The organism is Pseudomonas rhizozeae, assembly GCF_031583775.1.
Lineage (GTDB): Bacteria > Pseudomonadota > Gammaproteobacteria > Pseudomonadales > Pseudomonadaceae > Aquipseudomonas.
In genome coordinates this window covers 15695-39157 of record NZ_JAVLSB010000069.1, presented here as the reverse complement: position 1 = coordinate 39157, position 23463 = coordinate 15695, and the positions used below count along the sequence as shown (strand labels likewise).

The window sequence follows — 23463 nt, the reverse complement described above, 5'->3', positions numbered from 1 at the left end:
AATCTTGGGGTCAGAAAACTCAGTCCAAAGGCGGAACAGGCAACCCGCGTTTGGCGTAGAAGGCATCGACAAAGGCGGCCAATGTACCCTGTTGAATAGCCTCGCGCAAACCAGCCATAAGCACCTGGTAATGGCGCAAATTGTGGATGGTATTCAACATGCTACCCAGCATTTCGCCGCACTTGTCCAAATGGTGCAGATAAGCACGGGAGAAGTTCTGGCAGGTGTAGCAATCACAGGTCGGATCGAGCGGCGAATCATCATGGCGATGGAACGCGTTACGGATCTTCAGCACGCCGGTATCGATGAACAGATGCCCATTGCGGGCATTACGGGTTGGCATCACGCAATCGAACATGTCCACCCCGCGGCGCACACCCTCAACCAGATCTTCCGGTTTGCCAACGCCCATAAGGTAACGAGGTTTGTCAGCCGGCATCTGGCCCGGCAGGTAATCCAGCACCTTGATCATCTCGTGCTTCGGCTCGCCCACCGACAGACCACCAATGGCCAGGCCATCGAAGCCAATCTGGTCAAGGCCTTCGAGCGAACGCATGCGCAAATCCTGGTGCATGCCGCCCTGGACGATGCCGAACAGCGCGGCGGTGTTGTCGCCATGGGCTTGCTTGGAACGCTTGGCCCAGCGCAACGACAACTCCATCGACACCCGCGCCACATCTTCGTCGGCCGGGTACGGGGTGCATTCGTCGAAGATCATCACGATGTCCGAGCCCAGGTCACGCTGGACCTGCATCGACTCTTCCGGCCCCATGAACACCTTGGCGCCATCGACCGGCGAGGCGAAGGTCACGCCCTCCTCCTTGATCTTGCGCATGGCGCCGAGGCTGAACACCTGGAAGCCGCCGGAGTCAGTCAGAATCGGGCCTTTCCACTGCATGAAATCGTGCAGGTCGCCGTGCTTCTTGATCACTTCGGTGCCCGGGCGCAGCCACAGGTGGAAGGTGTTGCCAAGGATGATTTCCGCGCCCGTGGCCACAATGTCGCGCGGCAGCATGCCCTTGACCGTGCCATAGGTGCCCACCGGCATGAACGCCGGGGTCTCGACCGTGCCACGGGGGAAAGTCAGCCGACCGCGACGCGCCTTGCCGTCAGTAGCCAACAACTCGAACGACATACGACTGGTGCGACTCATACTTGATCCTCGGGTCCGCGTGGCGCGGGGTTACGGGTGATGAACATCGCATCACCGTAGCTGAAAAAGCGGTATTCATGCTCCACCGCAGCCTTATAGGCAGCCATGGTTTCGGGATAACCGGCAAACGCCGACACCAGCATCAAGAGCGTGGATTCCGGCAAATGGAAGTTGGTGACCAGCGCATCGACCACATGGAACGGCCGGCCGGGGAAAATAAAGATGTCAGTATCGCCACTGAACGGCTTGAGCATGCCATCGCGCGCGGCGCTTTCCAGGGAACGCACACTGGTGGTCCCCACCGCCACCACCCGACCACCGCGCGCCCGGCACGCGGCGACGGCATCGACCACATCCTGGCCGACTTCCAGCCACTCGCTGTGCATGTGGTGATCTTCAATTTTCTCGACCCGCACCGGCTGAAAAGTGCCCGCGCCCACGTGCAAGGTCACGAACGCCGTCTCGACGCCTTTGGCGGCAATCGCCTCCAGCAACGGCTGATCGAAATGCAGCCCCGCCGTCGGCGCCGCCACCGCGCCCAGGCGCTCGGCGTACACGGTCTGATAACGCTCGCGGTCCGCGCCTTCATCCGGGCGGTCTATATAAGGAGGCAACGGCATGTGCCCGACACGGTCGAGCAGCGGCAAGACTTCCTCGGCAAAACCCAGCTCGAACAACGCATCATGCCGCGCCAGCATCTCGGCTTCGCCACCGCCGTCAATGAGGATCTTCGATCCCGGTTTCGGCGACTTGCTGGAGCGCACATGGGCCAGCACGCGGTGACTGTCGAGCACCCGCTCCACCAGAATTTCCAGCTTGCCGCCGCTGGCTTTCTGGCCGAACAAACGGGCCGGAATCACCCGGGTATTGTTAAACACCATCAAATCGCCCGGGCGCAAATGCTCAAGCAAATCAGTGAATTGACGGTGTGCCAGAGCGCCGCTGACCCCATCCAGGGTCAACAGGCGGCTACCGCGACGCTCAGCCAAAGGGTGGCGAGCAATCAGCGAATCAGGGAGTTCGAAAGTAAAGTCAGCAACGCGCATGATGGGGTTCGTCTAGCAGGGGCCGGAAGTCTAGCGGAAATAGTCAAAATTCTCCATGAAACGTGATTGACCGACGGTAATCACCTCTCTATACTTCGCCGCCATTGAGCCCTGATGGCGGAATTGGTAGACGCGGCGGATTCAAAATCCGTTTTCGAAAGGAGTGGGAGTTCGAGTCTCCCTCGGGGCACCAAACAGCAACAACTGAAAGCTTCTACCAGGTTTTCAGACGCGGAAAAACCGGCCGATTGAGCCGGTTTTTTTGTGGCTGGGATTTGGTTGTGCGGGGTTTTGTTGTTGTGGACAAGCTGCTGATTGAGGGCTGATGTTGAGCCCCACGATTTAGCTCGGTTCGCATGAAGGACCTGCATGAGTGTTCAGTCGGCTCTCCCTTCCCCTCTTAAAATTTTCCTTAAGATCAGATAGGTGCTCTGTGCATCGGCAACTATCGCTTGGCGTTTGTGGCCAGCGTGGCGTTTGCCGGTCTGGTGCTGCACCTAATTGGACATGAGTCGGGCGGCTTTCACCTCTAAGGAGATAGCTCGGGCGGCAAGACCACTCACCTGCAAGTTGCGACCTCGGTCTACGGCGGGCCGCGTCTAGTGCGTTCGTGTCGCTCGACCGATAACGCGCTGGAATCTATCGCCGCCGCGCAATCCGACGACCTTCTGGATTTAGATGAAATCGGCATGTGCGACCCGCGCATCATTGGCGAAACGGTCTACATGCTCGGCAACGGCACCGGCAAGGCTCGCGCCAATGATCGCGGACAAGCCGGCCGACAGGTGCAGGAGTGGCGCTTGCTGTTTCTCTCGACCGGTGAAAAGACGTTAGCGCAGCACATGGCCGAAGCCAACAAGGAGCTGAAAGCCGGTATGGAAGTACGCATGCCCATACGGTGGATATGAAATAGGCTCGTCGGGAGGCTTTGGCCGACCGAGAAAGCCTGATGGCGGATTACATTGCCGACATGGCGAACTGGACAGCGGATGAGCTGGAACTGAACGCGAAACGCGACAGCCTCAACACTCGCCTAGAGGAGATCCGCAAGCAAGCTCAGGAGGATATTGCTAGTGCACGGCGGGCCGAGACCGAGGCGGCCACAGCTTACGCACAAGCCGTGGCCTGGGGCGATGTAGAAGGCGAAAAAGCTGCGAACACCGATGCCCAGAAGGCGGCCAAAAACCTCTCATCTGCTACTGAACAACATCGTCGTCAGCAGCTGATTATCACTGCCCTGGAGCAGGAGCTCACCATCGTTGACCAGCACATCACTGAGGCTCAGGAAGAACACAAGAAAATAGAAAACCAAGCCCTGCATCTCGCGCACGACGCGTTAGAAGAAAAGTGGAATGAGGCCGCCCGGGCTCTACTCGATGTAGGCGGCAGGCTCTATGCCGCGACTCGCATGATCCAGCGGGATCCGGTATCGCTGTTTAAGCTCGATATCCTTGAGCAGGGTGAAAACTTTGGCAGCTGGAGGTGGGGAGACTTGGCGGACCGCGCCGGTCAATACCGTGTGCAAGACGTGCTAGCCATGTAGCGTTCGGCATTGTAAATCTCCACCCGAAAAAGCCGACATGAGTCGGCTTTTTATACTTTGAGGATACGGAAATTCGAAATTAGGCGTTATCTCATCAGTATTAACCCTTAAAACACCAAAGTTATTCTTCCGGGTCAGGCCACACACGCGCAAAAATAGTTACCTCTCGAGTAATCGATTCGCCTTCCACTGTCCCAACCTTCCTACTTTCTGAATATTCGTCAGTATCTTCACCCCAAACTTCATTCACAATGGATCGTACCTTATTCGCTAAATTTGAACTCTTCCAATAGGAACGGCCTTCACCTGATTTAGGCCAATGCTTTTGTCCAATACTGAGAATTGATCCGTTATGCTTTGGAACTGTCATGACATCATATTCTATCTCGAATCCACTCCGAAACTGTTTCGGATGCACATCATCCAGGTCCTCATCATATGAAAATTCGCCATCAAAGTTAATTACTAACTCTTCAATATCAGAAATTTGCTTTCGCAACTCACTCGAAGTAAGCCAGTCGTCTTGCCCCCAGCATGCAATGGGTAATTCCCCCACATCTCCACCACACTCTAAGACTACTTCTGCACACTTTGCCTTTATGAGTTCATCAGACTTTGATTGGCACACGATCAACGCTTGCTCGGTCGCCCACAACGCAAGATTCTCTTCAGAAACCTTTGGCAGTGCCGAGTTACGATCAGCAGTGATAGTTTCGCCGAGTAAAACACCTTGAATATTGGAAAGGCGCGAAGCTCTCAGCCCTCCAATAGTTACCCATCCACCATCTACTGTAAAGAAGCTGTCAGGGCGAATATAAGCACGCCCCACTGGCTTATTCTCGTTATCAAACATAGGACGTATCGTTGATTGAGCGCGAAGTCTACGATCCTTACCATTTTCAGGCCGCCCTAAAGGACTTAGTCTAGCAAGCAGCTCATCATCCGTAAGATTTAACCAGTCACCCGACCTAACTGCTTCCACGGCCACCCCCGCTTCTTCTACATCAATAGAGACAGAAAGACTAGGAGCGAGAGATGCCACAAGTTGCTTTAGAGATAGATTTTTTGTTCCATTTTTATTTACATACAATAATCCTCCTTCGTTCCTGGGATTATTTTTCAACAAAATTTCGATACGCGTTCCACCGTCAATTGGTGCTTGACCTCGCTCAGCTGGAGATAGTATTGGTCGAGAAGCAGTTCCATCGCGAAATTCTAATACACGCGCAGAATCCTCTGACTGATCAAGCCGCCGAGAAACAACTCGAACTACTTTACCTATCATAAATACTGAAAAGAAACCTATTCCATACCTGCCTATAGCATTCATCCCTTTTGACACTAGCCCCGGAAACTCCTGAGTAACAAGAGACGAACTCCAAAATGATGTGCCAAAATCAATTAACGGGCCCGTTAATATAACCTCAGACATACCTACTCCGTTATCTTCTACAGATAACCAGTGACCAACTGAATCTTCGGTTAACGAAACCTTAATGCTACCCCAATCCTCACGGCGCCCTTGCTGATAGCAGCGCCGCGCTTGAATAGCATCAGCGCTATTCTGTATGAGCTCACGCAAAACAACTGTTGGGTCATCACCATAAAGTTTTGCCCCGCCCAATGTCTCGACCACTTTTGGGATATCAGATACCCGAAGCTGGGTATCAATAGGACGCCACCCTCGCGTTTGGATCGTCCGCGAAAGGCTTTCCGGGCTCCCCGCGCCTTTGACTCGCCGAGCTCGAAAAAAAAGTCCCTTCCCTCTGTTTTGCATCAACAAATCTACGTCTTGCAGTTCACGGTTTACAGCCGAAATTGTGTCATAAGCGAGCCACCAAGCATCGGCATCAGCTATCGTGAACGGAGCCCCAGCTGTAAAAACCACCGCTTCATGTTCTATATGCGGCACGGCAAGACGCTCTTGAAACGTCCAGTGCAGTGCGGAAAAACCACGTGGATTCGTCAGTGCTCGCATGAACCTCGGTGCCCGTCGTTGATCAAGATGAAGTGCATCCGCAATACGGAGCAAACATGCCAGTTTTACTCGATCGATTTGACTCTTTGTTCTGCTAGGAAATGCTCCGAGGTTTTCAGCAAGATCTTGCCCTACTCGTGAAACCGACCACCAATGGCTATGTGCTATTTGCCCTATAGTTTCGCCGTAGAAAAAACGCAATTCAGAATCATCAATGAGATAGACGATGTCACCATTGGCTGATGGCCAGCCTTGCTTGGCTAGAGCTTCTGCTTGCTGAGCGTGTAATTGTCTTAATACTTCGGGTACTGCTCGCTCAATAATTTCTTTAGGCGGTTGCTCTACTGTGTCTGGTCCGTGTTCCGAATCCCCGAGCAGCGTCGTGACGGTATCCTTCCAGGCAACTGTCTGCTTCAGTTGGTCCAAGCCTCCCGGATAGGCCGCCAAACTCATCGCAGAATCGTGAAGCAGAATACTGGCTCCAAATACGAAGGCTTCGGCTGGACTGACCGTGATTGCACCTTCCGAGACTAGCGAAGCTGTCTCCCATAGCGCATCCAAGTGGGTTATGTCATGAACGGTTAACCCTGGTATAGCCGATGAGATTTGCGAGACGAGAACAGCGGCTTTATCCCGCATTGATAGGAAGCGATCCCGAAAATACTCCTGCTCAACAACAGTCACATCTGGTAGCGGATTAACGAAAGCATGGCGCCACAACCACGTAAGTCGAAAGTCAGATGGAGCTACCATTTAGTTATTCCTCTAATATAAATTGAAAAATATTAAAAATCGCGCCAAACACAACACAAAAAAAAGCTTCTAACAAAGTTCGCATCACCCCTTCTTTAATTTCAACTCGCTTAACTCACCTATCACTTCCAATGCAAGAGCAACAGTCGGCAGCTCAAAATCATCTCTGTCACCTTCAACATGAGTACCCTTGTTAAGATATTTCCAAACAAGATTGAATTCGGAGATATTCAAAAGCTTTCTCAACCCAGCCAATAGCACTTCTTTTTCAGAAGGAGCAAACGTAACAACTTCAAGCTTTATGCGAAGTGCATCCGTTACATTTCTACTACCGGGAGTGGAGTTTGCAGAATACAGCTGAAGAGTTAATACACCTTGGTTATGAGAGAAAAGCCACGACCAGATTTTAAGATTTAGCAATTCTAAAGCTTGTCGACAATACTGAAGGCACGAAGCAATTCGCCCTTCAGCGAAAGCGATGTTAGCTTGCTCCAAGTAGTGTCTAGAGCCAGTTTTTCTTAAAATATTCGGATGACGAGCCCCTTCGTGTGGTCTGAAAACGTAGAGTTGTGCTTGCTCATTTTTAGGCAAGAGATTTTGTATCGCAGTAATGAAATCATCACTATGACAAGTCAACACGATTTGCTTATTTTCAAGAGAAGGATGCCGGAATAGAGTCTCACGAATTCCCCGTCGATGGTCGTGATCGATGGCGTTAACTGCATCATCAAAAAGAACCATAGGCACACCCTGCTGAATATTCTTACCAAGCAAAATAGCTAGACCCAAACACCTAATATGACCTTCACTAAGAACATGCAAGGCATCAACAAACTGTTCAGGTTCGGTTTTAAACGATATCTCAATTCGGTCACCTTCAGTCGTAGGAAGCCGAATTTCCTCCAAGAGATCTTCTTTTAAATCATCCTGATTAAAATTATTGTACAACTCCGAAACTATTATATTTAGGTTAGCAACTAGCTCCCCGGGTAAAGCACTACAGTATTTTCTTAAAACAGAGCGGAACGTCTCATACGCCTTTAAATGCCTTTGGACGTTTTCAGCCTCTACTGCCTCATCGGCAGCTTCAGCAATTATTGCCGCATTCGTGCATTCGAACGCCGCTATTCGCTCTCGGGCACCTGCCGCATTTTCTTGCACCTGGCGTCGCATAAAGCTCAACTCAGTTGCAAGCTGCTTCAGCTGGGTTAGACGAACTAACTCTCGCCTATCGGCGTCACGCTGCTCAGCACGGTTACAGATTTGAGCATCCATAGCTTCTATGCGCTTGGCTTCGGCCAAAAAAACGTCCCAAGACGGTTGCGATCCCAATCTGATCTCGGCAAGCAAGGGCTTCCACCATGCAGATATCGTAGTAATATCAATGTCCGCGATCACTTTCTCCAACTCAGACCTATGATCATAAGATTGCATTGCAATCGTAGACAGCATTGAAAATAAAGCTTCTGATATTAATTTCCAGTCCGCTTTACTTTCAATTATTTTTTCCTCCAACTCTACCAACTCAATTAGCGAGTCAAACACCGCGCCAGCTTTCTTAAAAGGATTTGCAGTCACTACTTCTAAAGGTGTGTCGCAGGCCGGACAATGATCCAACCCTAAAGATTTAAGATTACGTACAGCTTCATAAAGACTTTTGTATGAAATATCGGTGGATCTTTCCTGCCGGACTCTATCCAAAGATTTTGATACTGCGTAAGCCTGCTTTAAAGTTTGCATTCCATCCTGCATGCCTTTAACGGTCACTCCGACGACTATCGCCGGAACGGCTAACAACTCATCAGTTAGCTCTTGGAGCCTGCCTGGAAGTTCGGAGGTACCTAGAAGAACTAAAGCGTCATTATAAGTCATGCCCTGTTGGTAATCCGACGCTACCTGAGCCTCTTCAATATCGCGCAGCGTCAAATCTGCAGCCTCACCCATCAAAGTTTTTTGGTCCGTTTCATTTGTTTCTTGTGCTCGGGTAAGTAAATCTCTTTTCGTTGTAGGTGGCTGGAGTAGTCGCTCCAAAACATCTGTGTCGTTGAAATTCCCTACAAAGTCAGTGAAGTCCTCTATACCAAATAAAGCCGCAATAAGATCCTTCCTCTGACCGGGTGTACGCGCAGCAATCCTAGAAAATGCGTCTATTCGATTTTTTTCAATGAAACAGAAACGGTAAAGGTCCGCATCAGGAGTAACTTGATAAGTTTTTTTATCCTTGCCCTTAACAAGTAATACGGGTTTTACGAATGCTTGCTCATGTAGGTTTTTGAGATAATCCTCACCCAAGCGGTTTACTTTTGATTCATCAACAGAACCCAATAGCGCTTGCTCGATTGCTTCACACAAACTGGTCTTCCCAGAACCATTAGGCCCGTAGAAGAGAACTACCTTATGATCTAGATCAAACGGTTCCGAGTAGCGAAATCCTCGAAATGGTCCTACCGTCAAATGGACTATCCGTGTCCAAGTAATGGCATTTTTTTCTTCTTGAACTTGAATATTGGGAAGGTTAGCCGAAGCATTAGTAAATCTCTGCGTCAACAAACGAGCTACGAGTACAGAACGACTCCGTGCAGCAGAGGTGGTTTGGGCAATATCTTCAAAATTGGCATCTACAATATTCACTAACCTGCAGACATCGGGCTCCACAAGCACATGCTCCTGCGAAAGCCATGCCATAAATCTTCGGTATTGCTGATAGCTACTCATCCCTGATCCTCATGGCCAATCATTCGACTATAGCTGGCTACACGCCGTACGATGCTACTTATTCGGTGCTAGCGAACCGTAGAACCGGGCAAAAATCATACCGGTTACAAATTAACCGCACCTCAACAAGACGGAAGCCGGTGCATTTGTTAGCCCTCTTAGGACGAGGGTCAGATATCCTCCAAGAGATCAATGGAAATACCTGTGGCGGACCGTTCACTGAGCGACGGCGACCGAAGCAGCATTCGAAATGCCTTTACCAAAAGATCACCTACCTGTTCAACTAAAAAACGAGTTCATCAGAGACGGCTTTAGACGCTCATCGCAAATACAAGGAAGCAATCCGTGGATATATCAACATTTCTAACCAGCTTAGCCGGGACGGGCTTGATCAGTGTCGCACTTGCTCGCTGGCTGACAGAGCGTCTAGTCGAGCATCGTCTTTCCAGGGCATTGAAGGATCACGACGCTGACATTCAGCGTCGATTCACTAGCTACAAGGCGGAATTGGATGCGAAACTTCGAATAGAGGTTGAAGACCTTTTGGGAGAGAAAGCGGCCGAAAGGCAATATCGCGTTGAAGCAAAAAAAAGGCTATATGCGGCAGTCGGCCCATTGCGATTTCAGCTACTCCTAGCAGCAAACGAGTTTTCCAACCGCGTGGCGCGACTCGGTGATACTAGGTATGTATTCGACACCTCCCTTGATGGTTACTTCGGCCGAAGCACGTCTTATCGCTTGTTAAGAATGTTTGCAGTTCTTGAGCTAATCGAGCGACAGATTGCTTACGCGGATTTTGCCGTAGATCCTTTTTTTCCAACACTTCTTCGTTTCAAAAAGCTGGCGTTCTCTTGCTTATCTAGTGATCGGGTTTCACTGGATCATCCAGCCAACGACTGGAACAACCAGAATCAGCACATTTTTTACGATACGCTCAGCGCGATCGCCTCACGCTTAGTGGTAGCTGACTCTCAGACTGGCGAACGAGTAATGCGCTTCGACGAGTACAACCAATACGTATCCAATGAGAGTAATCAAAAGCTACTAGCACCGCTTCCGAGGCTATTCACGGGATTTTCGCCCCAACAAAAACCCGTCCTATGGCTCCGTTTACTTACCCTAGCCACGTTGTGTCAAGCGTTCTCAAAATGGCAAGGCAAGGGGGTAGGTCTAGAGAACTTACCCCTAGAATGGCGCCAGCTATTGATAAATTCAGGTGACACGTTCATCCAAGCCAACATAGGTCGATATGAGGCTGTAATAACAGAGCATGACAAAGCCTTTCCAGAAAGCGAGCACTGAATTTTCCTATAATTCGGGCGGTTGGTGTTGGTTGAATCCACCGTCCATTTTTAGAACGGACGGGCGTGCAACCTAAGCACAGGAATGACTACATTCTAGGACGTAGGTGTCGACTGCTTAATTTTTTGACTGGGGTCCAAAGCACTCAAATTGTCACACGAGACACTCTTTGCAAATGTGGTGTAGCACAGTGTAAAAAAAAGGTGTGACCGATAATAAACCAACATATTCAACGAGTTAGAGTATCTCGTTACACCTGTTGCACCTGTTACACTGATTCTGAGAAAACCTTGTATAGACACCCCACACCCCACTACAGAATTTGCCATCAGCGCGCGAACCAGGATTGCTGGCACTTTTTCTGCGCTGCCCGGCTGAGCGTTCGATTAGGGCGTTCCCCACCAAAAAATCGGTTAACAGGCAACTGAAATGTGCCGGGGCCCCTGAAGAACTCACCTCGACACGGGGCGAGCCGCCCGATCTTGTTAGCGGAAAGGTGCCCAGCTTAGTGAACAGGTGAACTTGGTGAACTGCGGTTCACCTGTGCATTTGCCCTATGGCTGTGGAGGTCGTCGGGGACCCTGGATAATTGCGATTGGTACGGGACAGAGAACCCGCGCGTTCGTTTTAGCGGTTGGATTTTTTAAGTTAGTTGACAGGTTGACGGAGTTGACTCGGTTGACCAACGCCAAACGTGCGTTATCAGCAACACAAAGGAGCATCATTACCGACACGGTAACGATGCCCCTTTTTCTTCAAGATCCTTTCAATTTCAACGTTTGAAATTTCAGTAAGCTGCATAGCCTGTCGCTGACACGATGTCGCGGGTTTCCGACCCCGTATCGGTCAGAACTCCTCAGAGGCCCCGGCAGAATCTCCCACTCTCGCTACTTCTTCGCAAAACTGAGGGAGGAAGAGCAACCTTGTGGGCAGAGCTGTCGAGAAACAGCTATATCAGAAAACCACCAACTGTCCGCATCACGACCTTAAGCCGTCTCTTGACGCCCAGTTCTGAACCCAATCACGAAAGTTGTCCCATCTGAGACTCAATGATTATCTTCTCACCTCTTTGTAACCTTCATGTCTATCGGCGTGATGATCGGCACTTCGGGAGCAAAGGGGGATATGCCAGCAATTGAATTACAAAGCGCACCGAGCTGCTGCATAGAGATATGCGCATACTCAAGTGCATCCCGAGCAGACTCCATATCTTTAATAAAGTTTAGACCCCGCGCAAAATTCAAATCGGGATCCTCAAAATACTGCCCGGTAGTACGGCTATTCTTAACCTGTGCTGGTTTCAGGGGAATAGGCACCTGTATTGCTGGCAATAGCCCGCCCTGAATCTCTATTATCTTTGTAAATACCAATAAAGTTTTTGATGCGTTTGCTAAAGGCGCGACATGTACCACTAAATCGCGATACGCTCCAAGCTCGTAGAGCCAATTGTCTGGCAGAGATGAAGCTCTCAGCTCTTTACCTGCTTTATCCTGGGGAGGCTGAGATTTCCAAACCTTTAACAAGCCAGCTAAAGCGGTAATTTTTGCAGCAGAGGGATCCTCCTTTCTTATCATTGCCTCATAATAAAATTCCGAAAGATAATCTCTTAGGGTGCAGGCATCTACCAGAAATGACTGCAGAGCCAAATAACACAATGAGGTATAACCATCAAGAAAACGGTCATTGGGTGTAAATTTTTTCGAGAGTAAACGACCATTCAACTGATCAGAGTATGCTTCAGATAGTTGTCGAAGCCTCCACTCACAAGTTCTTATCTGGTGGGAAATACGGGAAGCTATATCGTAAAACAGCCCATCTTTTTGTAAAAATGCGGAGTTTGCTATGAAAGACCAATTGTGCCCTTGCTCCGTACAAAGCCACAGTGGGGAGGCTGCAGGGTTTATAGACCTCCACTCTGGAGGGGCGAAACTCTTCGCTTGATCTTCCGTATGGAAAAAATCACACCCGACGATCTGCAGCCCTAACCCTTTTACGTCACTATAAAAACTTTTAAAGCTTTTAACATTGAAGCTTGCGGATTTTCCATTCATCGCATTGGGACTGAGATCCGCCTTTTGATCCATCCCATTAAGAACACGTCCACCACCATATAAGTGCAGCTCTCTCAAAACCGGTAGCCAATCCATGCCATTTCTCCTTGTTTAGGTTAGACGTTCACCGAACTACTGCAAAATATCCCAGTCACTAAGCCAGATACTATCAAGCAGCTCAATGAAATCAGATCCCAAGGCCGCATTGCTTGGGTGCTTCACGCCTTTTGAAAGACGTCAATATCCCACCTAAAAACGTCCTAGCAAAGCTACGGCTGTTGTCAAAATCTCAAAATCGGCCCCGACACACATTCTCGACGCCCCTTAAAAGCCCTGGCCTAACCAGGTGCCCACCCGAATCGGCCTTCGAAGGGTTTGCATAGTGCCCTACAGACTCTTCACACTTGTCCAGCGAGCGCGATCATGTATCCCTCCTTGTATCCCTAGATAGCAAACCTCTTTGGAGGCCTTGAGTTTACTGGATTAGTAAAGTCTCCCTCGGGCACCAATCAGCAACAACTCAAAGCTTCTACCCATTTTCAGACACGGAAAAACCGGCCGATTGAGCCGGTTTTTTAGTTTCTGGGATTTGGTTGTGCTTGGCTCTAGGCCTACGATGTCGTAAGTTCCGACGCCATTCCTGAGAACACCTTAGGTTCTCAAAGACCATGTCAGTTGCGCGGACGTACGGAGATGCGCATACCATTTCGAGTTGGCCGTCGGCGGTGAAGCCCACTGCGCTACTAATTCAAAAAAAATGAACACGTTGATTTCTGTAGGATGGATGGATGCACAGCGCATAGTCCTGACTGCCGAGAATACGAATGCCATCCAACCCAGCATCCAACTTTAGAATGCCTATGGGCTCAATCACAACCGCCTTCCCCTCTGATCTCACGTTCAGGGCTAAAAGCTTGTATCAGATATTAGGCAACACAAGCCAAGCAACACACTCAGGCATTGTGGTCAGAGTAGGTGACGAGGATTTGGTCATCCCCTATCGAATTCATCACCAGGGCAATGAGCAAGGATGCCTACAGCTCGATGGCCTTCGAAGAGTGATGTACTCGTGCATCTTCACACGGCATCACGACGGTCATGTCCGACAACGTCAGCTAATGCAGATTCTTCCTGTGCCCGAGCCTTGGGTCGTCCCGTTCGTTCTGCAGCTTACTGGCGAATACGTGATCGAAATACTCGATACCTGCGAGGCTCATCTGCCAGCACTCAGCCCTGAGCTGTACGGAGCCTTCATTAGGGATAATCCCCAATATTTTAAAGCTCTCCAAGATCGGATGATCAGTTACTGGGATTGCTATTACCGTCACCTGTATAAGAACCGGCAAAATTATGTGGGATTCCGGTTATTCGATCACTTTCGTAAACTCGCAAAGGGATAGAAGTCGAGCCAACGTACATCAGCTTGTATCCCTGACCATGATCCGTCTGCAACACACCTTTTAGGCTACGCACAAGCTTCCCTCGGCACCAACATAAAGAACTCGCAGTAGGAGCCTTTTTTTTCGCCCGAAGAAAAGTGAACATACCCACCCCTCCGCCCCCCATCACGAGCCCCCCATGGAAACACCACTGGAAACCGTCGCCCTGTTTTCCCTCAAGCTGGCCTATGAGACGGAAGATCAGAGCCCGATCCTGCGTGATGATCTGGTGATGGGGGATTACAACCGCGATGTGTTTGAATTGCTGGTGCGTCGCGGCGATGTTGCGGGGATTCAGGCGAAAGTGGCGGAGTGTGTGCACCTCGCGCTGACAGCAGTCGGTGGCACGGCCAAGCCTTTGGGGCGTGAACTGCAGAAGTTAGCCGCCGATTTCAACGACGCGCAGACGCTGCAGCAGCTGGATGCCCCGTTGCGGGCGCTCAAGGATTATCTGAAAGCCATTCTGTAAAAGGACGCATTGAATGATGGGTTTGTTGATGTTCTTCGGGTCATTTGCCGGCCTGTGGGTGTGGACGGTGAAGGAGCGCGGCGAGTGGAACCTTGTCTTCGCCAACATCGCCGGGGTGTTCAGTGGGCTGATGGTCGGGTCGTTGTTGCTCATGCTCCACAGCCGGCTGTTTGAGCCCGAGTTGGCCGACGCGAAAGCCATCCCCTCGCTGTTCGGGTTTCTCGTCATCGTCGCCACGGGGTACGGCACGTGGAAGGTCATTGCCTTGGGCAACCACACGCCGGGCAATCAACTGGTGCGGCACATTATTGGTGGTCTGGCCGGTGTGTTCGCCGCGTTGCTGGTCACGATCTATGTTGCTGGTTACGTTGCCGGCAAGCCGTAGCGCCGCGCGTAGTCGCGATCAGCGACGCAATTGCAGACATGAAAAAGCCCGGCTGATTTGGCCGGGCTTTTTGTCGAGGGCTGCGGTGGGTTGGATCATGCAGTCTGGTTGCCTTGCAGGCGGTCGGAACCATCAGCGGCTACTTGGTTGCCGTGCAGGCGATCCGAACCATCGGCAGCTACTTGGTTGCCTTGCAGACGATCCGAACCATCGGCAGCTACTTCGTTGCCTTTCAAACGATCCGAGCCATCAGCGGCTACTTCGTTGCCTTTCAAACGATCCGAGCCATCAGCAGCTACTTCGTTGCCTTTCAGACGATCCGAACCATCGGCGGCGACTTGTACGCCAGGAGTGCGATCCGAACCATCAGCGGCTACTTGAACACCAGGAGTGCGATCCGAACCATCGGCAGCGACTTGAACGCTTTGGGTACGATCGTAGCCATCAGCGGCCAGTGCGTCGTGGGAGTGCGAAGCGGCGAAAGCGTTAGCAGCGAAAACCGAGAAAACGATGCTGAGGATGAGTTGGCGTTTCATGATGGTGTGCTCCGAAAGTCGTTGTGAGTTGGTATGGCGCTAGTGTTGCGCCGCGCCGGACTTATGAGAACTTCATTGACGTGATGATGAACATCGATCAAACCAATGGGCGCTGGAATGCCCGGCCTAGAGCGGCCAACACCTAACTGCTGTGCTTTTCTGTGGCGAGGGAGCTTGCTCCCGCTGGACTGCGAAGCAGGCCCATATGCTGTGAACTCGATTGAACCTGACACACCGAGGCGACTGGTTTTGGGGCGGCTTCGCCACCCAGCGGGAGCAAGCTCCCTCGCCACAGGGGATGGTGGTGGAGTCCCGTCCTAGGAAATTTCCTGCAAGTTGCGTCGCCTTTGGTGAACTGGCGGGCGTGGTTTTTCGGGGATAGCCTTCTGGGGTCGCTGACTATCAGTGATCGGCTTTGACAGGCTGAAAAAATCGCAAGCTTTCACTCCACCGGATAAAACGGCATGCTTTCGCGCGCCAATTTATATGGCGGCTGTGCGTGGGGCATCTTCGGATGCACCGGTTTGCTTGCATTTACTCGGTCTGTCAACCCGCGTACCGCTGCCACCCAATCCTGTTTGACAGCAGGGGGTCTGGCGGCTCCTTTAAAAATGCAAGGAGCTCCACCATGAAGAAAATCACCCCGAATCCACCCGACATCACCGACCACTTCATCAGCCACATCTTCACCATCCTGCCCAATATCGACACCGCCACCCTGCTCGTCCACGCCAGCGAAACCCTTGCGTCGCTTAACGTCATGGCTACCGACTTGGCCTTTCAACTTGAAGGCTCGCGACGCAACCTGGTGCTGGCGTTGCAACAGATGACGGTGCTGAGCGAGTTGCTGGTCAACCGCGCGCTGGACCGCATCGATCCGCCGGATTCCCCGGGCGATGCTCAAACCACCTCGCCGCACTGAAGGGAGGGCTGATCATGGATCGATACCTGCCCATCACTGGCATTGACTGCCGCATTCCTACCCTGCTGATCGACACCGAAGCGCCGATTGACGTGCTGCATGAAAATGCCGCGTACCGCATTCGTACCGCCACGCAATTACTGGAGAACATCGCCCATGGCGAAGGCATCCACAGTGAGCTGGCGAGAGTGTTGGTGACCTCGTTGCGCGAGGGCTGCGATTTGTTGGATGTGCTGGGGCAGAAGTTGCGCGCCTAGCCATCAGTGCTTGAGGAATCGCAGACATGAAAAAGCCCGGCTGATTTGGCCGGGCTTTTTGTCGAGGGCTGCGGTGGGTTGGATCATGCAGTCTGGTTGCCTTGCAGGCGGTCAGAACCATCAGCGGCTACTTGATTGCCTTGCAGGCGATCCGAACCGTCAGCGGCGACTTCGTTACCTTTCAAACGATCCGAACCATCGGCGGCTACTTCGTTACCTTTCAAACGATCCGAACCATCGGCAGCTACTTCGTTGCCTTTCAAACGATCCGAACCATCAGCGGCTACTTGAACACCAGGAGTGCGATCCGAACCATCAGCGGCGACTTGAACGCTTTGGGTACGATCGTAGCCATCAGCGGCCAGTGCGTCGTGGGAGTGCGAAGCGGCGAAAGCGTTGGCAGCGAAGACCGAGAAAACAATGCTGAGGATGAGTTGGCGTTTCATGATGGTGTGCTCCGAAAGTCGTTGTGAGTTGGTATGGCGCTAGTGTTGCGCCGCGCCGGACTTATGAGAACTTCATTGATGTGATGGTGAACATCGATAAAACCAATGGGGGCTGGGAGGCCTGAGCTAGAGCGGCCAGTGCGGTATCGCTGTGCTTTTTTGTGGCGAGGGAGCTTGCTCCCGCTGGGGCGCGCAGCGGCCCTAAATCCTGAGCACGCGGGTTTTACTGACACACCGAGCTGAATGGTTTTGGGCCTGCTACGCAGTCCAGCGGGAGCAAGCTCCCTCGCCACAGGGGATGGTGGTGGAGTCCCGTCCTAGGAAATTTCCTGCAAGTCGCGTCGCCTTTGGTGAACTGGCGGGCGTGGTTTTTCGGGGATAGCCTTCTGGGGTCGCTGACGATCAGCGATCGGCTTTGACAGGCTGAACAGTGTAATCTTCCGCTCCCGCAATTTGAGCGGCATGCGCTTCCGCGTGCAGTTTCAATGGCGGCTGTGCGTGGGGCATCCCCGGATGCGCCGGGTCTTACACTGCCGGTCTGTCAACCCGCGTACAGCTGCCACCCAATCCTGTTTGACAGCAGGGGACTGGCAGCTCCCAAAACAGTGTAAGGAGCTCCACCATGAAAAAGATCACCCCCAATCCGCCCGACATCACCGACCACTTCATCAGCCACATCTTCACCATCCTGCCCAATATCGACACCGCCACCCTGCTCGCCCACGCCAGCGAAACCCTTGCGTCGCTTAACGTCATGGCTGCCGACCTGGCCTTTCAACTTGAAGGCTCGCGGCGCAACCTGATGCTGGCGTTGCAACAGATGACAGTGCTCAGCGAGTTGCTGGTCAACCGCGCACTGGACCGCATTGATCCGCCGGATTCCCCGGGCGATGCTCAACCCACTTCGCCGCACTGAAGGGAGGGCTGATCATGGATCGATACCTGCCCATTACCGGCATTGACTGCCGCACTCCTACCTTGCTGATCGACACTGAAGCGCCGATTGACGTGTTGCATGAAAACGCCGCATACCGCATTCGCACCGCCACCCAACTGTTGGAGAGCATCGCCCATGGCGAAGGCATCCACAGTGAACTGGCTCGGGTGTTGGTGACTTCGTTGCGCGAGGGCTGTGATTTGCTGGATGTGCTGGGGCAAAAGTTGCGCGCCTAGCCCTGAGTGCTTGAGGAATCGCAGACAAGAAAAAGCCCGGCTGATTTGGCCGGGCTTTTTGTCGAGGGGTGCGGTGGGTTGGATCATGCAGTCTGGTTGCCTTGCAGGCGGTCGGAGCCATCGGCGGCGACTTGGTTGCCTTGCAGGCGATCCGAACCGTCAGCGGCGACTTGGTTGCCTTTCAAACGATCCGAACCGTCAGCGGCGACTTCGTTACCTTTCAAACGATCCGAACCATCGGCAGCTACTTGGATGCCAGGAGTGCGATCCGAACCATCAGCGGCGACTTGAACACCAGGAGTGCGATCCGAACCATCGGCGGCGACTTGTACGCCAGGAGTGCGATCCGAACCATCGGCAGCGACTTGAACGCTTTGGGTACGGTCGTAGCCATCAGCGGCCAGTGCGTCGTGGGAATGCGAAGCGGCGAAAGCGTTGGCAGCGAAGACCGAGAAAACGATGCTGAGGATGAGTTGGCGTTTCATGATGGTGTGCTCCGAAAGTCGTTGTGAGTTGGTATGGCGCTAGTGTTGCGCCGCGCCGTACTTATGAGAACTTCATTGACGTGATGATGAACATCGATCAAACCAATGGGGGCTGGGAGGCCTGATCTAGAGCGGCTAGCGCGGTATCGCTGTGCTTTTTTGTGGCGAGGGAGCTTGCTCCCGCTGGGGCGCGCAGCGGCCCTGATCCGGGTAAAAGTGGTTTTTCTGAAACACCGAGCTGAATGGTTTTGGGCCTGCTGCGCAGTCCAGCGGGAGCAAGCTCCCTCGCCACAGGGGATGGTGGTGTAGTCCCGTCCTAGGAAATTTCCTGCAAGTCGCGTCGCCTTTGGTGAACTGGCGGGCGTGGTTTTTCGGGGATAGCCTTCTGGGGTCGCTGACTATCAGCGATCGGCTTTGACAGGCTGAAAAAATCGCAAGCTTTCACTCCACCGGATAAAACGGCATGCTTTCGCGCGCCAATTTATATGGCGGCTGTGCGTGGGGCGTCTTCGGATGCACCGGTTTGCTTGCATTTACCCGGTCTGTCAACCCGCGTACCGCTGCCACCCAATCCTGTTTGACAGCAGGGGGTCTGGCGGCTCCTTTAAAAATGCAAGGAGCTCCACCATGAAGAAAATCACCCCCAATCCACCCGACATCACCGACCACTTCATCAGCCACATCTTCACCATCCTGCCCAATATCGACACCGCCACCCTGCTCGCCCACGCCAGCGAAACCCTTGCGTCGCTTAACGTCATGGCCACCGACCTGGCCTTTCAACTTGAAGGCTCGCGGCGCAATCTGGTGCTGGCGTTGCAACAGATGACGGTGCTCAGCGAGTTGCTGGTCAACCGCGCGCTGGACCGCATCGATCCGCCGGATTCGCCGTGCGATGCTCAACCTACTTCGCCGCATTGAAAGGAGGGCTGATCATGGATCGATACCTGCCCATTACCGGCATTGACTGCCGCATTCCTACCCTGCTGATCGACACCGAAGCGCCGATTGACGTGCTGCATGAAAACGCCGCGTACCGTATTCGTACCGCCACGCAATTACTGGAGAACATCGCCCATGGCGAAGGCATCCACAGTGAGCTGGCGCGGGTGTTGGTGACGTCGCTGCGCGAGGGCTGCGATTTGCTGGATGTGCTGGGGCAGAAGTTGCGCGCCTAGCCCTTAGCGTTTAACGAAACGCAGACATGAAAAAGCCCGGCTGATTTGGCCGGGCTTTTTGTCGAGGGCTGCGGTGGGTTGGATCATGCAGTCTGGTTGCCTTGCAGGCGATCGGAACCATCAGCGGCGACTTCGTTACCTTTCAAACGATCCGAACCATCGGCGGCTACTTGGTTGCCTTGCAGACGATCCGAACCATCGGCGGCGACTTGTACGCCAGGAGTGCGATCCGAACCATCAGCGGCAACTTGAACGCCAGGGGTGCGATCGGAACCATCGGCAGCGACTTGAACGCTTTGGGTACGATCGTAGCCATCAGCGGCCAGTGCGTCGTGGGAGTGCGAAGCGGCGAAAGCGTTAGCAGCGAAAACCGAGAAAACGATGCTGAGAATGAGTTGGCGTTTCATGATGGTGTGCTCCGAAAGTCGTTGTGAGTTGGTATGGCGCTAGTGTTGCGCCGCGCCGTACTTATGAGAACTTCATTGACGTGATGATGAACATCGATCAAACCAATGGGGGCTGAGAGGCCTGAGCTAGAGCGGACAACACCGAACTGCTGTGCTTTTTTGTGGCGAGGGAGCTCGCTCCCGCTGGGGCGCGCAGCGGCCCTGATCCGGGTGAAAGTAGTTTTTTCTGACACACCGAGCTGAATGGTTTTGGGCCTGCTGCGCAGTCCAGCGGGAGCAAGCTCCCTCGCCACAGGGGGATCACGCGTGATTTTTATAGCGACGAAACAGATGCGACAGACCTTGCGCTGCCGTGCGACTTGAAAGACAGTCAGGGCAGTCGCCAACCCTGGACTTCCCTCTACTCAAGGACTGAAAAAAATGATCGACTTCAATAACAAAGGTTTTTTTAAGCTCAAGCGAAATGATGAGTACGCCGAGCGCGTTAAGTCACTGCTGCTGGAAGGCGAGGAAGTTATTGACTCCTACAAGGCCATGCGTGACGGGGTGGTCTTCACCACCAAACGAATCATCGCGGTAAACGTGCAAGGCATCACCGGCAGCAAAAAAGACTTCACCTCCCTACCCTACAAAAACATCGTCGCTTACTCAGTAGAGACGTCAGGTACTTTCGATCTGGATTCCGAACTGGAAATCTACTTCTCAGCCGTCGGCAAAGTGAAGTTTGAATTTACCGGGAAGACTTCAATCGTCGAGATATCGAAGCTCATTTCAAAACACGTGCTTTGAGCTGGCAGTTGGATTGATTCTTAAAACGAAAAATCGCACCCAGCAAAAAGCCCGGGTTCTCCGGGCTTTTGGGGTTTAGCGGGCCGCTGGGGCCGATCAGTAGCGCTGATACTTCGAACCGAATTCGGCGCGGTTTTCGGCGACCAGGACACCGTTGGTGATGGCGTTGGCTGGGCTGAGTGCAACGCGGTTCTGTTGCAGACGTTCCGAACCACCTTCAGCAACCTGGTTGCCTTTCAAACGGTCGGAACCGTCGGCGGCGACCTGGACGCCAGGGGTGCGGTCGTAGCCGTCAGCGGCCAGGGCGTCGCGGGAGTGGGAAGCAGCGAATGCGTTGGCTGCGAATACCGAGAAAACAATGCTGAGGATCAGTTGGCGTTTCATGGTGGTGTACTCCGAAGTGGTTGCAAGTGGTTATGGGGCCGATGTTACGCGGCGAAATTTTTTACAGAACTTCATTGTGTCAATGGTGACAATCGACTCCGCTAATAACGGCTGAGAGGACTGTGGCAGAGCGGCTGCTGAAGCCTTGTTCAGCGCTGTGCCGTTCTGATGGGGTTATTAAATCGCGGGGGTGTATCGGGGATGTGTGCGTGAAACGGGGGAATATCGCCACTTTCGTATCGGCGGGCGGGTGCTACACAGTTCGGTACAAAACTCACGCCAGATCGCTCCCACGCGCGGCGTGGGAGCGATCGGTTTAACAGCCTTTAACTCACTCGCTGATAGCCGCCGACCACGCCTTTCTTCGACAGGACCCACTGCCACAGCTGGATATCCCGCGCGCGGAACGCGCCAGCGCAGGACAGCAAGTAGTACTTCCACATCCGATAAAACTGCTCGCCCAATTCCTCGGCGTACTCGCCCCAGTGGGCGTCGAAGTTGTCGAACCAGGCCATCAGGGTTTTGTCGTAGTCGGCGCCGAAGTTGTGCAGGTCTTCGGCCACGAACACGCCTTCAATGGACGTGGCGATTTGCGCGATGGAAGGCAGGTCGCCGTTGGGGAAGATGTACTTGTCTATCCACGGATCGGGCGTGGACTTGGTGACGTTTTTGCCGATGGTGTGCAGCAGGAACAAGCCGTCGTCTTTCAGGCAACGGGCAACGGTTTCCATATAGATGCGGTGGTTCTTGCGGCCGACGTGTTCGAACATGCCGACGCTGACGATGTGGTCGAACTGTTCGTTGATCTCGCGGTAGTCCTGCAAGCGGAACTCGATGGGCAGGTGCGCGTACTGTTTCTTCGCCCATTCGCACTGCTCTTTGGAGATGGTCACGCCCACGCATTCGACGCCGTAATGCTCGGCGGCGTAGGACATGAAACTGCCCCAGCCACAGCCAATGTCCAGCACGCGCATGCCGGGTTTGAGATTGAGTTTGCGGCAGATCAAATCCAGTTTGGCGTTTTGCGCCTGGGCCAGATTCTCGGCGTCCTTCCAGTAACCGCAGGTGTAGGTCATGCGGCTGTCGAGCATGTTGGCGTAGAAGTCGTTACCCAAGTCGTAATGCCGTTCGCCAACTTCCCAGGCTTTGCTAGTGGTCTGGCGGTTGGTGAGTTTGACGGTGAGCGCGTGGAAGACCAATGCCATTGGGCTGACGCTGTCAGTGACGCCGGAGCGCATCAGCCGGTCGAAAAACTCGTCGAGTTTGGGCGAGTCCCACTGCCCTTGCATATACGCTTCGCCCAGGCCCAGGTTGCCGCGTGACAACGCTTGTTCGGGCACGCCTTTGCCCAACAACTGCATGTCGAACGGTGCACTGCCGTTGAGGTGTATACCGGCCTGCTCCAATAGATTTTCGACGAATTGGTGGGCCTTGGTTTTAGCGAAAGAGGATTCAGAGGCACTCGTAAAATCAGTCTGCATGGTCAAGCCTTACCCATCAGGTGAATTTTGAAATTTGCGTCGGCGGGGTCTGCAAAAATCATATGCCAGGGTTTTAGAAACCATTACTGAATATTAATGAGCCCAATAGGCAAAATTTTTGATGCTGCGTGCAGGGGTAAGGCGCAACCCTTGAGCCATCAGGGGATGTCGGACATCGCCATTATTTTGATATCTTGCCGCCCACGATGAGCGCTTAGACCAAGGTCGGGTGCGTTTTTACCGATGATGACAAACCACAAAGGGATTGGACGACGATGATCTTGGCGTTATTCGTATTTGGCGTTTGGGCGGGTGTGTGGCGCTGGGTGGTGAAGTGCCGCGGCACCTGGAACCTGATTTTCGCCAACCTCGCCGGCGCGGCGGCCGGGTTTATTGTGTCGACCGTGGTGCTGATTATTCACAACGGTTTCTTTCCGGTGGAGAAGCCCGACACCACTACCGCCCCTGTCACCCAAGCCGCGCCGAAAAACCCGGCAGGCTGACCAGGTGGAAGCGAGCCTGCTTGCGAATGGGCCAGGTCGGGCACATCGCGGCTCGATGAGATATCGCT

Annotated in this window: 22 protein-coding genes, 1 tRNA gene and 2 pseudogenes; 14 read left to right on the top strand and 11 right to left on the bottom strand. The window is 52.9% G+C overall.

Annotation, left to right across the window (positions count from 1 at the left end; translation table 11 throughout):
• Positions 1-19: 19 nt before the first annotated feature.
• Together tgt and queA are read right to left on the bottom strand one after the other, a co-directional pair.
• Positions 20-1135: a tRNA guanosine(34) transglycosylase Tgt gene (gene tgt / locus RG836_RS23760; protein WP_310850327.1), complete on the bottom strand. Its 1116-nt coding sequence runs from the start codon at positions 1133-1135 to the stop codon at positions 20-22.
• Positions 1136-1149: 14 nt separating this feature from the next.
• Entirely contained in the window at positions 1150-2199 is a 1050-nt protein-coding gene (gene queA / locus RG836_RS23755) for a tRNA preQ1(34) S-adenosylmethionine ribosyltransferase-isomerase QueA (protein WP_310850046.1), read from the bottom strand.
• Positions 2200-2307: 108 nt separating this feature from the next.
• Here queA and RG836_RS23750 point away from each other — a divergent pair.
• From RG836_RS23750 to RG836_RS23740, 3 genes and pseudogenes are all read left to right on the top strand, one after another.
• A tRNA-Leu gene (locus tag RG836_RS23750) sits at positions 2308-2392 on the top strand.
• Positions 2393-2615: 223 nt separating this feature from the next.
• A pseudogene (locus RG836_RS23745) lies at positions 2616-3089 on the top strand (DUF927 domain-containing protein); the annotation flags it as partial.
• A gap of 26 nt (positions 3090-3115) precedes the next feature.
• A pseudogene (locus RG836_RS23740) lies at positions 3116-3742 on the top strand (chromosome segregation protein SMC); the annotation flags it as partial.
• Between the two features lie 121 nt (positions 3743-3863).
• Here the strand turns inward: RG836_RS23740 and RG836_RS23735 are convergent.
• Complete coding sequence (locus tag RG836_RS23735; RefSeq protein WP_310850044.1) at positions 3864-6473, bottom strand: HD domain-containing protein; 2610 nt, start codon at positions 6471-6473, stop codon at positions 3864-3866.
• Positions 6474-6557: 84 nt separating this feature from the next.
• Positions 6558-9188, bottom strand: a complete 2631-nt coding sequence (locus tag RG836_RS23730) for an AAA family ATPase (protein ID WP_310850043.1) — start codon at positions 9186-9188, stop codon at positions 6558-6560.
• A 345-nt stretch (positions 9189-9533) separates the two neighbouring features.
• Between RG836_RS23730 and RG836_RS23725 the strand changes: the two genes are divergently transcribed.
• Positions 9534-10490, top strand: a complete 957-nt coding sequence (locus tag RG836_RS23725) for a hypothetical protein (protein ID WP_310850040.1) — start codon at positions 9534-9536, stop codon at positions 10488-10490.
• Positions 10491-11551: 1061 nt separating this feature from the next.
• Here the strand turns inward: RG836_RS23725 and RG836_RS23720 are convergent.
• Positions 11552-12637 (bottom strand): hypothetical protein, encoded by a 1086-nt coding sequence (locus RG836_RS23720; RefSeq protein ID WP_310850039.1) that lies wholly within the window; start codon positions 12635-12637, stop codon positions 11552-11554.
• A gap of 1482 nt (positions 12638-14119) precedes the next feature.
• On the opposite strand from RG836_RS23720, the gene RG836_RS23715 reads away from it, so the two are divergent.
• Together RG836_RS23715 and RG836_RS23710 are read left to right on the top strand one after the other, a co-directional pair.
• Positions 14120-14449, top strand: coding sequence for a hypothetical protein (locus RG836_RS23715; protein WP_310850038.1), 330 nt, complete (start codon positions 14120-14122; stop codon positions 14447-14449).
• A gap of 13 nt (positions 14450-14462) precedes the next feature.
• Positions 14463-14834, top strand: a complete 372-nt coding sequence (locus RG836_RS23710) for a hypothetical protein (protein ID WP_310850037.1) — start codon at positions 14463-14465, stop codon at positions 14832-14834.
• A gap of 95 nt (positions 14835-14929) precedes the next feature.
• On the opposite strand, the gene RG836_RS23705 is transcribed toward RG836_RS23710, so the two are convergent.
• Positions 14930-15370 carry a hypothetical protein gene (locus tag RG836_RS23705; RefSeq protein ID WP_310850036.1) on the bottom strand — a complete coding sequence of 147 codons (441 nt, stop codon included), beginning with the start codon at positions 15368-15370 and terminating at the stop codon, positions 14930-14932.
• A gap of 628 nt (positions 15371-15998) precedes the next feature.
• Between RG836_RS23705 and RG836_RS23700 the strand changes: the two genes are divergently transcribed.
• Positions 15999-16292: a DUF6124 family protein gene (locus RG836_RS23700; RefSeq protein WP_310850035.1), complete on the top strand. Its 294-nt coding sequence runs from the start codon at positions 15999-16001 to the stop codon at positions 16290-16292.
• Between the two features lie 14 nt (positions 16293-16306).
• Positions 16307-16549, top strand: a complete 243-nt coding sequence (locus RG836_RS23695; protein ID WP_310850027.1) for a hypothetical protein — start codon at positions 16307-16309, stop codon at positions 16547-16549.
• Positions 16550-16632: 83 nt separating this feature from the next.
• Here RG836_RS23695 and RG836_RS23690 read toward each other — a convergent pair whose 3' ends face one another.
• Positions 16633-16995 carry a hypothetical protein gene (locus RG836_RS23690; RefSeq protein WP_310850034.1) on the bottom strand — a complete coding sequence of 121 codons (363 nt, stop codon included), beginning with the start codon at positions 16993-16995 and terminating at the stop codon, positions 16633-16635.
• Positions 16996-17617: 622 nt separating this feature from the next.
• Between RG836_RS23690 and RG836_RS23685 the strand changes: the two genes are divergently transcribed.
• Both RG836_RS23685 and RG836_RS23680 read left to right on the top strand, forming a co-directional pair.
• The gene (locus RG836_RS23685; RefSeq protein WP_310850033.1) at positions 17618-17911 is read left to right on the top strand and encodes a DUF6124 family protein; all 294 of its coding nucleotides are present in this window, start codon (positions 17618-17620) and stop codon (positions 17909-17911) included.
• A 14-nt stretch (positions 17912-17925) separates the two neighbouring features.
• Positions 17926-18168 carry a hypothetical protein gene (locus RG836_RS23680; RefSeq protein WP_310850031.1) on the top strand — a complete coding sequence of 81 codons (243 nt, stop codon included), beginning with the start codon at positions 17926-17928 and terminating at the stop codon, positions 18166-18168.
• 83 nt (positions 18169-18251) lie between these two features.
• On the opposite strand, the gene RG836_RS23675 is transcribed toward RG836_RS23680, so the two are convergent.
• Complete coding sequence (locus tag RG836_RS23675) at positions 18252-18653, bottom strand: hypothetical protein (RefSeq protein WP_310850029.1); 402 nt, start codon at positions 18651-18653, stop codon at positions 18252-18254.
• Positions 18654-19280: 627 nt separating this feature from the next.
• On the opposite strand from RG836_RS23675, the gene RG836_RS23670 reads away from it, so the two are divergent.
• Positions 19281-19574 carry a DUF6124 family protein gene (locus RG836_RS23670; protein ID WP_310850028.1) on the top strand — a complete coding sequence of 98 codons (294 nt, stop codon included), beginning with the start codon at positions 19281-19283 and terminating at the stop codon, positions 19572-19574.
• A gap of 14 nt (positions 19575-19588) precedes the next feature.
• Positions 19589-19831: a hypothetical protein gene (locus RG836_RS23665; RefSeq protein WP_310850027.1), complete on the top strand. Its 243-nt coding sequence runs from the start codon at positions 19589-19591 to the stop codon at positions 19829-19831.
• Positions 19832-19914: 83 nt separating this feature from the next.
• On the opposite strand, the gene RG836_RS23660 is transcribed toward RG836_RS23665, so the two are convergent.
• Complete coding sequence (locus RG836_RS23660) at positions 19915-20238, bottom strand: hypothetical protein (RefSeq protein ID WP_310850026.1); 324 nt, start codon at positions 20236-20238, stop codon at positions 19915-19917.
• A gap of 420 nt (positions 20239-20658) precedes the next feature.
• On the opposite strand from RG836_RS23660, the gene RG836_RS23655 reads away from it, so the two are divergent.
• Entirely contained in the window at positions 20659-21027 is a 369-nt protein-coding gene (locus RG836_RS23655) for a PH domain-containing protein (protein WP_310850024.1), read from the top strand.
• A 96-nt stretch (positions 21028-21123) separates the two neighbouring features.
• Here the strand turns inward: RG836_RS23655 and RG836_RS23650 are convergent, their stop codons facing one another.
• Positions 21124-21411 carry a hypothetical protein gene (locus tag RG836_RS23650; RefSeq protein WP_310850022.1) on the bottom strand — a complete coding sequence of 96 codons (288 nt, stop codon included), beginning with the start codon at positions 21409-21411 and terminating at the stop codon, positions 21124-21126.
• Between the two features lie 326 nt (positions 21412-21737).
• Positions 21738-22892, bottom strand: coding sequence for a cyclopropane fatty acyl phospholipid synthase (gene cfa, locus RG836_RS23645; protein ID WP_310850021.1), 1155 nt, complete (start codon positions 22890-22892; stop codon positions 21738-21740).
• A 275-nt stretch (positions 22893-23167) separates the two neighbouring features.
• On the opposite strand from cfa, the gene RG836_RS23640 reads away from it, so the two are divergent.
• Complete coding sequence (locus RG836_RS23640) at positions 23168-23395, top strand: hypothetical protein (RefSeq protein ID WP_310850019.1); 228 nt, start codon at positions 23168-23170, stop codon at positions 23393-23395.
• Positions 23396-23463: the final 68 nt, after the last annotated feature.